Annotated in this window: 8 protein-coding genes, 22 tRNA genes and 2 rRNA genes (1 of these 32 only partly in view); 29 read left to right on the top strand and 3 right to left on the bottom strand. The window is 42.4% G+C overall.

Translation table 11 applies throughout. The features are described from left to right. The 24 genes from ACPF7I_RS12260 to ACPF7I_RS12145 all read left to right on the top strand — a co-directional run. A 23S ribosomal RNA gene (locus ACPF7I_RS12260) occupies positions 1–1,018 on the top strand; it begins 1,908 nt to the left of the window's first position. A 367-nt stretch (positions 1,019–1,385) separates the two neighbouring features. Then, positions 1,386–1,502, top strand: a 5S ribosomal RNA gene (gene rrf, locus ACPF7I_RS12255). Between the two features lie 12 nt (positions 1,503–1,514). Continuing rightward, positions 1,515–1,590 (top strand) — tRNA-Val (locus ACPF7I_RS12250). Between the two features lie 35 nt (positions 1,591–1,625). Then, a tRNA-Met gene (locus tag ACPF7I_RS12245) sits at positions 1,626–1,702 on the top strand. A gap of 5 nt (positions 1,703–1,707) precedes the next feature. Beyond that, positions 1,708–1,783, top strand: a tRNA-Asp gene (locus ACPF7I_RS12240). 163 nt (positions 1,784–1,946) lie between these two features. Next, positions 1,947–2,022 (top strand) — tRNA-Phe (locus tag ACPF7I_RS12235). A 36-nt stretch (positions 2,023–2,058) separates the two neighbouring features. Next, a tRNA-Thr gene (locus ACPF7I_RS12230) sits at positions 2,059–2,134 on the top strand. A gap of 9 nt (positions 2,135–2,143) precedes the next feature. Continuing rightward, positions 2,144–2,219 (top strand) — tRNA-Lys (locus ACPF7I_RS12225). A gap of 4 nt (positions 2,220–2,223) precedes the next feature. Beyond that, a tRNA-Leu gene (locus tag ACPF7I_RS12220) sits at positions 2,224–2,304 on the top strand. A 4-nt stretch (positions 2,305–2,308) separates the two neighbouring features. Then, positions 2,309–2,383, top strand: a tRNA-Gly gene (locus tag ACPF7I_RS12215). A 10-nt stretch (positions 2,384–2,393) separates the two neighbouring features. Then, positions 2,394–2,479 (top strand) — tRNA-Leu (locus ACPF7I_RS12210). An 8-nt stretch (positions 2,480–2,487) separates the two neighbouring features. Beyond that, positions 2,488–2,564, top strand: a tRNA-Arg gene (locus ACPF7I_RS12205). Positions 2,565–2,584: 20 nt separating this feature from the next. Next, positions 2,585–2,661, top strand: a tRNA-Pro gene (locus ACPF7I_RS12200). Between the two features lie 7 nt (positions 2,662–2,668). Beyond that, positions 2,669–2,744, top strand: a tRNA-Ala gene (locus tag ACPF7I_RS12195). A gap of 12 nt (positions 2,745–2,756) precedes the next feature. Further along, positions 2,757–2,830, top strand: a tRNA-Met gene (locus ACPF7I_RS12190). 8 nt (positions 2,831–2,838) lie between these two features. Further along, a tRNA-Ile gene (locus ACPF7I_RS12185) sits at positions 2,839–2,915 on the top strand. Between the two features lie 14 nt (positions 2,916–2,929). Next, a tRNA-Ser gene (locus ACPF7I_RS12180) sits at positions 2,930–3,022 on the top strand. Positions 3,023–3,105: 83 nt separating this feature from the next. After that, positions 3,106–3,178: transfer RNA gene (locus tag ACPF7I_RS12175), tRNA-Thr, on the top strand. Between the two features lie 8 nt (positions 3,179–3,186). Next, positions 3,187–3,262, top strand: a tRNA-His gene (locus ACPF7I_RS12170). A gap of 178 nt (positions 3,263–3,440) precedes the next feature. Beyond that, positions 3,441–3,511: transfer RNA gene (locus tag ACPF7I_RS12165), tRNA-Gly, on the top strand. Positions 3,512–3,516: 5 nt separating this feature from the next. After that, positions 3,517–3,590 (top strand) — tRNA-Ile (locus tag ACPF7I_RS12160). Positions 3,591–3,755: 165 nt separating this feature from the next. After that, a tRNA-Asn gene (locus ACPF7I_RS12155) sits at positions 3,756–3,830 on the top strand. Positions 3,831–3,833: 3 nt separating this feature from the next. Further along, positions 3,834–3,925, top strand: a tRNA-Ser gene (locus ACPF7I_RS12150). An 11-nt stretch (positions 3,926–3,936) separates the two neighbouring features. After that, positions 3,937–4,008: transfer RNA gene (locus tag ACPF7I_RS12145), tRNA-Glu, on the top strand. A gap of 40 nt (positions 4,009–4,048) precedes the next feature. Here ACPF7I_RS12145 and ACPF7I_RS12140 read toward each other — a convergent pair. Further along, on the bottom strand, positions 4,049–5,005 hold the full coding sequence (locus ACPF7I_RS12140; RefSeq protein WP_430746107.1) for a cation diffusion facilitator family transporter: 957 nt from the start codon (positions 5,003–5,005) through the stop codon (positions 4,049–4,051). 240 nt (positions 5,006–5,245) lie between these two features. Here ACPF7I_RS12140 and glgB point away from each other — a divergent pair, with 240 nt between their 5' ends. Genes glgB through ACPF7I_RS12115 form a run of 5 tightly spaced genes read left to right on the top strand, consistent with a single transcriptional unit; the run spans position 5,246 to position 13,147 of the window. After that, a complete protein-coding gene (gene glgB / locus ACPF7I_RS12135; RefSeq protein WP_430746108.1) occupies positions 5,246–7,192 on the top strand; it encodes a 1,4-alpha-glucan branching enzyme in 1,947 nt (648 codons plus the stop codon). After that, positions 7,140–8,312: a glucose-1-phosphate adenylyltransferase gene (locus tag ACPF7I_RS12130; RefSeq protein ID WP_430746109.1), complete on the top strand. Its 1,173-nt coding sequence runs from the start codon at positions 7,140–7,142 to the stop codon at positions 8,310–8,312. Before glgB ends, ACPF7I_RS12130 begins: the two co-directional genes overlap by 53 nt. After that, on the top strand, positions 8,300–9,322 hold the full coding sequence (locus ACPF7I_RS12125; RefSeq protein ID WP_430746110.1) for a sugar phosphate nucleotidyltransferase: 1,023 nt from the start codon (positions 8,300–8,302) through the stop codon (positions 9,320–9,322). The genes ACPF7I_RS12130 and ACPF7I_RS12125 overlap by 13 nt, the downstream gene beginning before the upstream one ends. Beyond that, positions 9,319–10,773: a glycogen synthase GlgA gene (glgA, locus tag ACPF7I_RS12120; RefSeq protein ID WP_430746111.1), complete on the top strand. Its 1,455-nt coding sequence runs from the start codon at positions 9,319–9,321 to the stop codon at positions 10,771–10,773. Before ACPF7I_RS12125 ends, glgA begins: the two co-directional genes overlap by 4 nt. Continuing rightward, on the top strand, positions 10,760–13,147 hold the full coding sequence (locus tag ACPF7I_RS12115; RefSeq protein ID WP_430746112.1) for a glycogen/starch/alpha-glucan phosphorylase: 2,388 nt from the start codon (positions 10,760–10,762) through the stop codon (positions 13,145–13,147). Before glgA ends, ACPF7I_RS12115 begins: the two co-directional genes overlap by 14 nt. A 38-nt stretch (positions 13,148–13,185) precedes the next feature. On the opposite strand, the gene ACPF7I_RS12110 is transcribed toward ACPF7I_RS12115, so the two are convergent. Further along, positions 13,186–13,908: a yteA family sporulation protein gene (locus ACPF7I_RS12110; RefSeq protein ID WP_430746113.1), complete on the bottom strand. Its 723-nt coding sequence runs from the start codon at positions 13,906–13,908 to the stop codon at positions 13,186–13,188. Between the two features lie 86 nt (positions 13,909–13,994). Further along, on the bottom strand, positions 13,995–14,930 hold the full coding sequence (locus tag ACPF7I_RS12105; protein ID WP_430746114.1) for a 1,4-dihydroxy-2-naphthoate polyprenyltransferase: 936 nt from the start codon (positions 14,928–14,930) through the stop codon (positions 13,995–13,997). Position 14,931 lies beyond the last annotated feature (1 nt).

Here is a 14,931-nt window from a genome sequence, read left to right as displayed (position 1 = left end):
GAACCGAAGCCCCAGTAAACGGCGGCCGTAACTATAACGGTCCTAAGGTAGCGAAATTCCTTGTCGGGTAAGTTCCGACCCGCACGAAAGGTGTAACGACTTGGGCACTGTCTCAACGAGAGACCCGGTGAAATCATAGTACCTGTGAAGATGCAGGTTACCCGCGACAGGACGGAAAGACCCCGTGGAGCTTTACTGCAGCCTGATATTGAATGTTGGTGCGACATGTACAGCATAGGTGGGAGACTGAGAAGCCTGGACGCCAGTCTAGGTGGAGTCGCCGTTGGGATACCACCCTTGTCGTACTGAGATTCTAACCCGCACCCCTGATCGGGGTGGGAGACAGTGTCAGGTGGGCAGTTTGACTGGGGCGGTCGCCTCCCAAAGCGTAACGGAGGCGCCCAAAGGTTCCCTCAGAATGGTTGGAAATCATTCGAAGAGTGTAAAGGCAGAAGGGAGCTTGACTGCGAGACCTACAAGTCGAGCAGGGACGAAAGTCGGGCTTAGTGATCCGGTGGTTCCGAATGGAAGGGCCATCGCTCAACGGATAAAAGCTACCCCGGGGATAACAGGCTTATCTCCCCCAAGAGTCCACATCGACGGGGAGGTTTGGCACCTCGATGTCGGCTCATCGCATCCTGGGGCTGTAGTCGGTCCCAAGGGTTGGGCTGTTCGCCCATTAAAGCGGTACGCGAGCTGGGTTCAGAACGTCGTGAGACAGTTCGGTCCCTATCCGTCGCGGGCGTAGGAAATTTGAGAGGAGCTGTCCTTAGTACGAGAGGACCGGGATGGACGCACCGCTGGTGTACCAGTTGTCCCGCCAGGGGCACAGCTGGGTAGCTATGTGCGGAAGGGATAAGCGCTGAAAGCATCTAAGCGTGAAGCCCCCCTCAAGATGAGATTTCCCATCGCGTCAAGCGAGTAAGATCCCTTGAAGATGACAAGGTTGATAGGTCCGAGGTGGAAGCGTGGCGACACGTGCAGCTGACGGATACTAATCGATCGAGGACTTAACTAAGCACACAAGAAAGGCGTAGGCGACTGTTCAGCCACGAAGAGCGCGGAAGGCCTGCGAGGAGGCTGTTGCCGCCACAGCAGGACTGAAGCGATTCGAGGGGCTAGGAGCCGAAGCTAGACAGTAAGAAAAGCGGAGAACGGTTCTTGACGTAGTCAAGAAAACATCCGACGGAGCTAAAAGCTTTTGACGAAGACGTGCGTGCACGTCGAACGGAAAAAGCGAAGGCGTAGGAGGATGTTAGTTCGAAGCTAGACAACAAGAAAGGCGTAGGCGACTGTTTAGCCCTGTTATCTAGTTTTGAAGGAATAAAAAATGCTTGACAACAAAAAATATTCCGTTATAATAACACTTGTCTAAAACATTATTGCTCGGTGACGATGGCGGAGAGGTCACACCCGTTCCCATCCCGAACACGGAAGTTAAGCTCTCCAGCGCCGATGGTAGTTGGCGGGACACCGCCTGCGAGAGTAGGACGTTGCCGGGCAACATCAATAACGGAGGATTAGCTCAGCTGGGAGAGCACTTGCCTTACAAGCAAGGGGTCGGCGGTTCGATCCCGTCATCCTCCACCATATGTTATGAAGTGAATAGATTTTTATTTCATCGTCGCGGGGTGGAGCAGCCAGGTAGCTCGTCGGGCTCATAACCCGAAGGTCGCAGGTTCAAATCCTGCCCCCGCAACCAATGTTGGTCCCGTAGTGTAGTGGTTAACATGCCTGCCTGTCACGCAGGAGATCGCGGGTTCGAGTCCCGTCGGGACCGCCACTATATATGGCTCGGTAGCTCAGTCGGTAGAGCACGACCGAATAAACTTCTTTGAGAAACTGCAGCGTACCGCTCGATTTTCCTCTTGAGTAAGCAAACTGAGAGCGGGACGAAGGACGATTTGTTTCAGACTCATTAATGAAGATAAGTGAATTACTTAAATGGCTCGGTAGCTCAGTCGGTAGAGCAAAGGACTGAAAATCCTTGTGTCGGCGGTTCGATTCCGTCCCGAGCCACCATTTTGGATGATGTCGGCCTATATTGTTTTATATCATGCCGGCTTAGCTCAATTGGTAGAGCAACTGACTTGTAATCAGTAGGTTGCGGGTTCAAGTCCTGCAGCCGGCACCAGATTGTTTTGAGCCATTAGCTCAGCAGGTAGAGCATCTGACTTTTAATCAGAGGGTCGGAGGTTCGAGTCCTCCATGGCTCACCATGATGCGGGTGTGGCGGAATTGGCAGACGCACCAGACTTAGGATCTGGCGCCTCTGGCGTGGGGGTTCAAGTCCCTCCACCCGCATAATGCGGAAGTAGTTCAGTGGTAGAACACCACCTTGCCAAGGTGGGGGTCGCGGGTTCGAGTCCCGTCTTCCGCTCCAACATGCCTATGCCGGGGTGGCGGAATTGGCAGACGCACAGGACTTAAAATCCTGCGGTAGGTGACTACCGTGCCGGTTCGAGTCCGGCCCTCGGCACTTTATAAGCGCCCGTAGCTCAATTGGATAGAGCATCTGACTACGGATCAGAAGGTTAGGGGTTCGAATCCTCTCGGGCGCGCCATGTTTATAGCGTAATGAGGACGGGAAGTAGCTCAGCTTGGTAGAGCACATGGTTTGGGACCATGGGGTCGCAGGTTCGAATCCTGTCTTCCCGACCATTTTCAAGGGGCCTTAGCTCAGCTGGGAGAGCGCCTGCTTTGCACGCAGGAGGTCATCGGTTCGATCCCGATAGGCTCCACCATATATATATAATGGCGGCGTAGCTCAGCTGGCTAGAGCGTACGGTTCATACCCGTAAGGTCGGGGGTTCGATTCCCTCCGCCGCTACTAGCTTAGGACCTTTAGCTCAGCTGGTTAGAGCAGACGGCTCATAACCGTCCGGTCGTAGGTTCGAGTCCTACAAGGTCCACCATGTTCATATTATACGGAGGAGTACCCAAGTCTGGCTGAAGGGGTCGGTCTTGAAAACCGAGAGGCGTCGAAAGGCGCGCGGGGGTTCGAATCCCTCCTCCTCCGCCATAAATTGATTTTAGTTCCTTTTTCTTAATTAAGAAAGAACACAAATGACAAACGGTATAAAAATTCGATGCACTTCATATTGTGCCGGCTTAGCTCAATTGGTAGAGCAACTGACTTGTAATCAGTAGGTTGCGGGTTCAAGTCCTGCAGCCGGCATCATTGTGGCGGCTATGGCGAAGTGGTTAACGCACCAGATTGTGGCTCTGGCATTCGTGGGTTCGATTCCCACTAGTCGCCCCATAAATTTTATATTGATTTTGCGGGTGTAGTTTAGTGGTAAAACCTCAGCCACGAGCGACACTTCGCTGAATAGACTACGAGTTGCCTCGACGCATCCACCATCCTTGAGTATGCTGGTAGAGGAAGAGGCATAAAAAAGTGTAGAATTAAAAAATAGCTATGTGAATAATTTTATTGCGCGGGTGTAGTTTAGTGGTAAAACCTCAGCCTTCCAAGCTGATGTCGTGGGTTCGATTCCCATCACCCGCTTACATGGGCCTATAGCTCAGCTGGTTAGAGCGCACGCCTGATAAGCGTGAGGTCGGTGGTTCAAGTCCACTTAGGCCCATTATGGTGTTTGTTCCGCGGTAGCTCAGTGACGAGCAATGCATCATTGAGTAAACTGCGAGTTACCTCGACGCATTTATCATCGTTGGTTGTGCTAGTAGAGGAAGAGGCGGTAAAGTCAAACTATAAATAATGGTTAGGCAGTATGAATCACTTTTATTACTATTCCGCAGTAGCTCAGTGGTAGAGCACTCGGCTGTTAACCGAGCGGTCGTAGGTTCGAATCCTACCTGCGGAGCCATTTGGAGAAGTACCCAAGTGGCTGAAGGGGACGGTTTGCTAAACCGTTAGGTCGCGTTTTGCGGCGCGCGGGTTCAAATCCCGCCTTCTCCGCCATTGCCACATGCGGCCCGTTGGTCAAGTGGTTAAGACACCGCCCTTTCACGGCGGTAACACGGGTTCGAATCCCGTACGGGTCACTAGTAAAAAAGGACATCTCGTGATATGAGATGTCCTTTTTTACATTTCATCAAATGTTATATTCGTTTTATTTTTCTTCTCCAAAAATTTTTTTCCATATTCCCCGTGTTGATGAATAGAAGGATGTTCAACTTGAATGGTGACATGGGAAAGGTTATATCTTTCTTTTAACATTTCATTAATAGCTAAAATGACACAAAATGGTTGAATACGTTCGTGAATAAGAACGTGTGCTGTTAAGGAATAATGATCAGTTGAAATCGACCAAATGTGCAACTCATGTACATCTTCTACCCCTTCAATAGAAAGAATATCAGCACGAATACGATCCACGTCAAATTCATGTGGCACTGCATCCATTAAAATAAAATACGATTCCCGAACAATTTTTGCCCCTCCTATAAAAATAATGGTACCAATGACGACGCTAATGAGTGGGTCGAACATGTATAGTCCTGTAAAGTAAATTAAAATGGCTGAGATGATGACGCCAATGGAGCTAAGTAAGTCGCCGATAAAGTGCCATAAGGCGCTTTTTACATTTAAATTTTCCTCCTCTTTCATGCTCCGACTTAAAACGATTGTTAATACGAGATTAACAACAAATCCGATCGTTGCGATGGTTAGCATGAGGGAAAATTGAATGCTTTCAGGATGAATAAAACGACGAATTCCTTCAATGAAAATTCCAATAGAAATGATGACAAGCGCGAGCCCATTTAAAAATGAAGCGATAATTTCAAACCGTAAGTACCCAAATGTAAATGTTTTATTTGGTGGGCGAGAAGCTAAATAAATGGCAACCATACTTAAGCTTAATGCGATGACGTCAGAGGCCATATGGGCTGAGTCTGATAATAGAGCAAGCGAATTAGACAAAATGCCTCCTACAATTTCAACAATAGTGAAAAAAGTTGTTAATAACAGTGTTGTCCAAAGTGCTTTCTTTGATGTTGCTTGTATTTTCATATGCGGCAAATGATGAAAATCATACATATGCATTCTCCTTTTTTAAAATTAATATTAAAAAAAATAAATAATAATTACTATAAACTATTTTATATAATTATCATTTGTCACTCAAGCGACAAATTTATGGACGTTCGGATTGATTTTCATTTAACATGTGATTTGTTGAACATTGTCGAAAAATATCTTAATTTTCTTACAGGAATTTTATATGACGTTGTGTAATATATTCAGTACGGAATTGTTTCCGTACCCATTGAAGAAAGGATGGATGAACATTTGTTGACAATGAGTCCAACCGATTTGCAGATGCATTTATTTCACGAAGGAACGTTTTATCGAAGTTATCACTTGTTTGGCGCACATCTTGTAAAACAAGACGGAATGATCGGAACGCGTTTTTGTGTATGGGCGCCACACGCAAAAGAAGTTCGTCTTGTTGGAACGTTTAATGATTGGAACGGAGAAAAGCACAAGTTAACAAAAATAAACGAGCAAGGGGTATGGATGATTGTTGTCCATGAAAACTTAGAAGGACATTTATATAAATACGAAATAATGACAAGAGATGGACATATCATTCTTAAATCAGATCCATATGCTTTTTACGCAGAAGAACGCCCCAATACAGCCTCTATTGTGTATGATTTAAAAGGATATAAATGGAATGATCAAGCGTGGCAAAGAAAAAAGAAGCGAAAACCGATTTATGAACAACCGATGTTTGTTTATGAAGTTCATTTTGGTACATGGAAAAAGAAAAATGATGGGAATTTTTATACATATAAGGAAATGGCAGATGAGTTAATTCCTTATGTTGTTGAACATGGATTTACTCACATTGAACTTTTGCCGCTTATTGAGCACCCGCTCGATCGTTCTTGGGGATATCAAGGAACAGGTTATTATGCTGCAACAAGCCGTTATGGAACGCCTCATGATTTCATGTATTTCATTGATCGTTGTCATCAGGAAGGAATTGGAGTCATTTTAGATTGGGTACCGGGACATTTTTGTAAAGATGCACATGGGTTATATATGTTTGATGGTGAGCCGACGTATGAATATATGAATATGCAAGATCGCGAAAATATTGTGTGGGGAACAGCAAATTTCGATTTAGGAAAACCAGAAGTGCATAGCTTTTTAATTTCGAATGCTTTGTTTTGGTTAGAACATTATCATATTGACGGTTTTCGTGTTGATGCGGTTGCGAATATGCTTTATTGGCCGAATAGTGATGTACTGCATCCGAATCCATACGCCATTTCATTTTTAAAGAAATTAAATGAGGTTGTATTTGCTTTTGATCCGAATGTATTAATGATTGCAGAAGATTCAACAGATTGGCCGAAAGTGACGGCACCTACGTACGATGGTGGGCTAGGATTTAACTACAAATGGAACATGGGATGGATGAACGATGTATTAAGTTATATGGAAACGAGCATGCATGATCGGAAATATATGCATCATAAAATGACATTTTCTTTGTTGTATGCTTACACGGAAAATTTTATTTTACCTTTATCCCATGACGAAGTGGTGCATGGAAAAAAATCGTTATTAAATAAAATGCCGGGTGATTATTGGGATAAATTTGCTCAACTTCGCCTCCTTTATGGATATTTTATGACGCATCCCGGAAAAAAACTGTTGTTTATGGGTGGAGAGTTCGGACAGTTTGATGAATGGAAAGATTTAGAACAACTCGATTGGGTGTTGTTTGATTTTGATATGCATCGAAAAATGGATGACTACGTGAAATCTCTCACTCATTTTTATAAAAAGCAAAGAGCATTATATGAATGTGATCACGATCCAAATGGGTTTGAATGGATTGATGTGAACAACGCTGAACAAAGTATTTTTTCTTTTATTCGACGAGGAAAAAAAGAAGAAGATGCGTTAATTGTTGTTTGCAATTTCACTAATATCGTGTATGAAGATTACAAAATTGGTGTGCCATTGCTTACATCGTATCGAGAAGTATTTAATAGCGATGATGTGATGTACGGTGGTGCGGGACACATAAACAAAAAAACGCTTGTGGCACACGAAGAGCCGTATCACGGAAAGCCGTATCATATTCGAATGACAATCCCGCCGTATGCTATAACAATTTTACGACCAATAAGAAAAAGAGAAGGGAAGGAAAGCCATGGTACGAAAAAAGTGCGTCGCTATGCTACTCGCAGGGGGACAAGGGAGTAGATTAAGTTCGCTAACAAAAAATTTAGCTAAACCAGCTGTTCCGTTTGGAGGAAAATACCGCATTATTGATTTTACATTAAGCAATTGTGCTAATTCTGGTATTGATACTGTTGGGGTACTCACCCAATATCAGCCACTAGAGTTAAATACGTATATTGGAATTGGAAGTGCATGGGATTTGGATCGGAAAAATGGGGGGGTAACCGTTCTCCCTCCGTATGCTGAATCGTCGGAAATGAGATGGTATAAAGGAACAGCGAATGCCATTTATCAAAATCTAAACTATTTGAAGCAATATGATCCGGAGTATGTCCTCATTCTTTCCGGTGACCATATTTATAAAATGAATTATGCGGATATGCTCCAATACCATATCGAAAAAAGGGCAGATGTTACGATTTCTGTTATTGAAGTACCATGGGAAGAAGCAAGCCGTTTTGGAATTATGAACACAAATGAAGAGATGGAAATCGTAGAGTTTGAGGAGAAACCAGCTCATCCGAAAAACAATTTAGCGTCTATGGGCATTTATATTTTTAAATGGTCTATTTTGAAAGAGTATTTAGAAATGGACAATCGAAATGACCGTTCAAGCCATGACTTTGGTAAAGATATCATTCCTTTACTGATTGAAGAAAAAAAGCGGCTCGTGGCCTATCCATTTAAAGGATATTGGAAAGATGTTGGGACGGTCAAAAGTTTATGGGAAGCAAATATGGATTTACTAGAAGATGCCCCAGCATTAAATTTATTTGACCATACATGGCGTATTTATTCGGTAAACCCGAATGAACCACCGCAATATATTGCTCCATACGCACAAGTGAAGGAGTCTTTAGTGAATGAAGGATGTATCGTTGAAGGGAATGTGGAGCATTCTGTTTTGTTTCAAGGGGTGCACATTTCACGAGGTGCGAAAGTAAAAGATTGTGTTGTTATGCCTAATGCAGTAATTGGAAAAAACGCATACATTGAAAAAGCGATTGTTCCACCAAATGTGGAAATTCCTGACGGAACGTTTATTTGTGCGGATCAATATGACGGGGAAGTCATTCTTGTGACAGAAGAGATTTTGGGACATTTTTCTGAGAGAGAGGATGAGAAAACGTGGGAAAATTAATGCTTGGGGTCATTGATGCGACGACATATACACCAGAAATGAGTGATTTGACATTTCAGCGTTCTATCGCAGCTGTTCCGTTTGCTGGTCGCTATCGGCTAATCGATTTTGTTTTATCAAATATGGTGAACTCAGGTATTGAAAGTGTCGCCATTTTCCCAAAGTATCAATATCGTTCATTAATGGACCACCTTGGATCAGGTAAGAATTGGGATTTGAATCGGAAACGTGATGGACTGTTCTTTTTCCCTTCACCTGACCTCCCAATTTCCCATATCGGTTCGTTTCAACATTTCCAACAACATATTGACTACTTTTTGCGAAGTACACAAAAATATGCTCTTATTTGCAACAGCTATACGGTGTGCAATATTGATTATGAGGAAGTGTTGCGACGTCATATTACTAACGAGTGCGACATTACCCGTATATGTTATCGTGGAAAGTCGCTTGATATGTTTATTTTAGAAACGTCATTATTGCTTGATTTAATCGCTAACCAACAAAGAAATCAATATCGCAGTATTGTTGATGTTGTGAATGATGAAGGAAATGGTTTAACCGTATGTGATTATGAATATGATGGATATGTGGCGGTTATTGATAGCATCGAACGTTATTTCCATCATAGTTTAGAACTTCTTAAACCAGAAGTGTGGAAGCAGTTGTTTTTAAAAGGAAGACCGATTTATACGAAAGTAAAAGATGAGCCACCGACGAAATATACATCATATGCTTGCGTGCGTAATGCGATGATTGCGAATGGATGTATCATTGAAGGAGAAATTGAGAATAGTATTATTTCTAGAGCAGCAAAAATAGGGAAAGGAACTGTTGTCCGCAACAGTATTATTATGCAAAAAAGTCAAATTGGGGATAATTGTATTCTTGAATATGTGATCGTTGATAAAGATGTTCGCATTGGTGATGGAGTGAAATTAATTGGAACACCGAATCAGCCAATCGTCATTCGAAAAGGGACAATACAAGGAGCGCTGATGAAATCGTGAAAGTATTATTTGTCGTATCAGAGTGTGTACCGTTTGTGAAAACAGGCGGTTTAGCTGATGTTGCTGGCGCATTGCCGAAAGAATTGAAAAAGCTTGGGACAGATGTGCGTGTGATGCTCCCTAAATATGGAGTTATTCCACAACATATGCGCCAAAAAATGAATAAAATTGCTGAGCTTGTCGTTCGTGTTGGTTGGAGAAGACAATATTGTGGTATTGAACAATTAGAATACGAAGGAATGACATACTATTTCGTCGACAACGAATATTACTTTAAGCGAGATTCGTTATACGGGCATTACGATGACGGTGAGCGTTTTTCATACTTTTGTCGAGCGGTTCTCGATTCTCTCCCTGTCATCGGCTTTCAGCCAAATGTTATTCACTGTCATGATTGGCACACAGGGATGATCCCGTTTTTGTTGCGTGAAGAATATACGAAAAATTCATTTTACGCGCAAATGAAAACGGTATTTACTATTCATAATTTGCAATTTCAAGGCATTTTTCCACGCGAGATTTTAGGGGATTTGCTAAATTTAAGCGACCGTTATTTTTCGATTGAACATTTAGAGTTTTACGGGCATGTTAGTTTCATGAAAGGTGCGCTCGTCTCTGCACATATGATCACGACGGTTAGCCCAACGTATAAAGAAGAAATTCAAACTCCATATTATGGCGAACGGCTTGACGGATTATTGCGCGCGAGAAGTTCGCACTTAGTTGGAATTTTAAATGGAATCGATGAGGACATATATAACCCGAAAAAAGATCCGTATATTGCAGTGCCATACGATGTGACGACAATTGCACGAAAAAGTATTAATAAGCGAGTGTTACAACAACATTTTTCATTGCCGTCAGAAGAAGATGTCCCAGTCATCGCTATTGTTTCACGGTTGACGAAACAAAAAGGATTAGATTTAGTAAAATGTGTATTTCACGAAATGATTGGCGAAAATGTGCAAATGATCATCCTTGGAACAGGAGAATGGGAGTTTGAACATTTCTTTCATGAGATGTCGCTGACATATCCAGAACGTGTGCGTGTATATATCGGTTTTTCAGAACAGCTTGCACATCAAATTTATGCTGGGGCAGATATATTTTTAATGCCGTCTAAATTTGAACCGTGTGGTCTTGGTCAAATGATTGCGATGCGGTATGGAGCTGTACCGATCGTCCGAGAAACGGGTGGATTAAACGATACAGTGCAGTCGTTTAACGAATTCACAAAAAAAGGAACAGGATTTACGTTTAAAAACTTTAATGCACATGACATGTTATATACGATTCAACGTGCGCGTTCATTTTATGAACAAAAAGAAGTATGGGAAATGATCATGAAGCAGGCAATGAGTCGGGATTACAGCTGGGCAAAGTCAGCATTTAAATATAACCAACTATACGATGAACTAATGACTGGGAGTGGCATCTATGTTCACGAATAAGGAAGAGTTTAAACAAACGTTTTTGAAACGACTAGAAATGATGTATGGAAAACGTTTTTGGGAATCGACGGTTCTCGATCAGTACAATACGTTAGGCCATATGATTCGCGAGTATATTAGTAAACATTGGATTCAGACGAATGAACGATACCGTGCCCAACATAAAAAGCAAGTATATTATTTGTCGATTGAATTTTTATTAGGACGTTTGCTAGGGAACAATTTAATGAATCTTGGCATACGAGATGTCGTGGAAGAAGGATTGAAAGAGCTAGGCATTGAGTTAACTCATATTGAAGAAGTGGAAATTGATGCGGGGCTAGGAAATGGGGGGCTTGGGCGTCTCGCTGCTTGTTTTTTAGACTCTCTCGCTTCCCTTGACCTTCCTGGACATGGACAAGGCATCCGTTATAAACACGGTTTGTTTGATCAAAAAATAGTGAATGGTTATCAAGTGGAACTCCCGGAACAATGGTTGCGTCATGGTAATGTTTGGGAAGTGAAAAAAGAAGATTTAGCGGTAGAAGTGAATTTCTGGGGGAAAGTAGAATGCTACGAACAAGATGGTCGGTTAACATTCCGACATTATGATGTCGAAAAAGTGATGGCTGTTCCTTATGATATGCCTGTCATTGGATATGATACGACGACTGTAAATACGTTACGATTATGGAGTGCCGAGCCTGCAAAATTTCCGCTTCATAAACATGTCATGCAGTATAAGCGAGAAACAGAAGCGATTTCCGAATTTTTATACCCAGACGACACACATGACGAAGGAAAAATTTTAAGACTAAAGCAACAGTATTTTCTCGTTGCTGCAAGCATTGGAAGCATCGTACGCGATTATCGGCAACGGTACGGGCACTTGCAACATTTTCACCGTCATGTAGCGATTCATGTGAACGATACACATCCTGTATTAGCCATCCCGGAACTCATGCGTATTTTGTTGGATGAAGAAGGAATGGGATGGGACGAAGCGTGGCATATTACGACAAACACGATCTCTTATACAAACCATACAACATTGTCGGAAGCGTTGGAAAAATGGCCAATTTATATTTTTCAACCGCTATTGCCACGAATTTATATGATTGTGCAAGAGATTAATGAACGCTTTTGTCGCGACTTATGGAATCGATATCCTGGTGATTGGAAAAGAATCGAGGAGATGGCCATTATTGCCCATGGGCTTGTGAAAATGGCCCATTTAGCGATTGTAGGAAGCTATAGTGTGAACGGTGTGGCGAAAATACATTCTGAAATTTTAAAGCATCGTGAAATGAAACTGTTTTACGAATACTTTCCTGAAAAGTTTAATAATAAAACGAACGGCATCACACATCGCCGGTGGTTGTTAAAAGCCAATCCACAGCTTTCTTCCCTTATTGCAGAGGCGATCGGAACGGAATGGATAAAGCAACCCGAACAGTTGATTCAACTAAAAAAGTATGCAAATGATCATTCATTTCAAGATGAATTAGCAAAAGTAAAGCATTACCATAAACGACAGTTGGCGACATATATTTATGAAAAAACAGGTGTGGCGGTGGACGATTCATCCATTTTTGATGTACAAGTGAAAAGGTTACATGCGTATAAAAGACAGTTGTTAAATGTGCTACACATTATGCACTTGTATAACCGATTAAAAGAAGATGAGCATTTCGACATACCTCCACGCACGTTTATTTTTGGTGCAAAGGCATCACCGGGATATCATTATGCGAAACGAATCATTAAGCTAATTAATTCCGTTGCACAAAAAGTAAATAGCGATGAGCAAATTAACGGACGACTAAAAGTCATTTTCCTAGAAAATTACCGTGTTTCATTAGCGGAAAAAATTTTCCCGGCTGCTGATGTAAGTGAACAAATTTCGACCGCTAGTAAAGAAGCATCTGGAACTGGGAATATGAAATTTATGATGAACGGAGCTGTGACGATCGGAACGCTGGATGGAGCAAATATTGAAATTTTAGAGCGGGTTGGTCATGATAATATGTTTATTTTCGGGCTCACGGCAGAAGAAGTATTGCACTACTATGCAAACGGTGGCTACCATTCGTATGAATATTACCACCATGACCAACGCATTCATCAAGTCGTTAATCAACTGGTGAATGGCTTTTTTCCTGATGCGTACGATCATTTTGAACCGATTTACGATTCATTGCTCGCTCATAATGATCAATACTTTGTTTTACGCGATTTCGCATCGTATGCTGAGGCGCAACAACGAGTTGGTGCAACGTATGAAGATCGGAGAAAATGGTTGGAAATGAGCGTTATGAATATCGCCTGTTCAGGATATTTTTCAAGCGACCGAACGATTGAAGAGTACGCTCATGATATTTGGCATATTCGTTAATAAAAGGTCCTGTAAGCAGAGATGCTCACAGGACTTTTTTAAGAAGTATAAGGATCTTTTTCGTATGCAGGCAGGTCGCCAAACGGGGACATAAGCTGTTCTTCGTCAAGCACTTGTTCATATTGTTCATGTACAATGTTTGGATAAATCGTAATACCTGTTCCATAAAGGTCTGTCGCTGCAAATGTTTCAAACGGCTCGACATAACCGATTTGTTCCCCGGCATCGATATACATTCGATCATAATGTACAGTATCTTCTTGAACATCTGAAGGTGTTTCTGATGTACCGAAGCGAGCAACTTTTTGCCAACTATCTTCGGCATCAAATGTTTCTGCTTCTTTATGAATGACAAATTCACCAAATGGAGGAGACAAGATGCTTTCTTCGATCGGGCGTTGTTGGGAAACAACTTGGTCAGGGCTATGTTCTTTACAAAATGTCGTCGTTGGGATGGCTTCAAGACGTTCGAATGGGATAGCCTTTCCACATACTTCACAAATTCCGTACGTTCCATCTTCCATCGCTTGAAGCGCCCGCTCAATATCGTGAAGTTCCCGTTTCGTATGTTCGTTTAAGGCGATATCTTTTTCTCGCTCATATAGTTCTGTTCCACTATCAGCAGGATGATTGTCATAATTCGATAGTTCCCCAATCGAGTCATGAGCAGATGCTCGTATGAGACCGAAATGATCGTTTTGTTTTAGCCGTTGTACAATTTGCTGTTTTTGTTGCAATAAGCGTTCACGTAAAGTTTGCATATCATCCCTCCTCAAATTAGACTACACTATAGTATGGACTAAAAAGAAAAAACCATAGCGCAAAGGCTATGGTTTTTTCTGGATCATTACTGTAGCCAATAATGAATAAACAGACCAACGACGAGTAAAAATCCGAATTGTGTATTCGTTTGAGCAGTCGCTTTCATTGCTGGCATCATGTCTATCGGTTTTGTCTTTCCAATAAATCCTTTGGTTGCTTGCCACGCTTTCGGAACGCTAAACAATACAAGCAATGTCCATGGCGAAATCGTTTTTGTAAAAACGAGCAATACGATCCATAAAAATGATGTAACGAACATGCCGCCTAATAGCCAAATGGCACGCTTTCTTCCAAGTAAAATCGCTAACGTTTTTCGACCGCTTCTTTTATCCCCGTCTAAGTCGCGAATGTTATTCGCTAATAAAATGGCTCCGACTAAAATGGAAATTGGAACAGAGACAAGAACAGGTGTTGTTGTAATTGTGCCTGTTTGAATAAAAAATGAAATTAAAATAATGGTGAGCCCCATGAAAAAACCTGCCGCTAATTCACCGAATGGAGTATAAGCGATCGGAATAGGACCACCTGTATAAAAATATCCTGCAGCCATGCAAATCGTGCCGATGACGGCTAACCACCAACTGCTATTGACGCAAATATAAACCCCAAGCAGCATAGCGACTGCAAAAAAAGACCAAGCAAGCAATAACACAGTTTTTGGGGAAATCCCATCACGGACGATCGCTCCACCAATTCCGACAGATTCAGGTGTATCGAGACCGCGTTTGTAGTCGTAATATTCATTGAACATATTTGTTGCTGCTTGGATAAATAACGAAGCTACGAGCATGGCAAAAAATAAAGGAAAGTAAATTGGTGCTTCGTCTACTGCAAGCACAGTACCAATAGAAACAGGAACGAACGCTGCAGTCAGCGTATGTGGCCGCAATAAGCGCCACCAAACGCGCCAGTCTCGTTTATAGTGAACAGTTTGAGCATTTGAACGTACTGGTGTTGGCATA

The sequence above is a fragment of the Anoxybacillus dikiliensis genome (assembly GCF_050613275.1).
Taxonomy (GTDB): Bacteria; Bacillota; Bacilli; order Bacillales; family Anoxybacillaceae; genus Anoxybacillus.
Note: the sequence above shows the minus strand (reverse complement) of the source record. Positions and strands in the feature narration are given on the sequence as shown.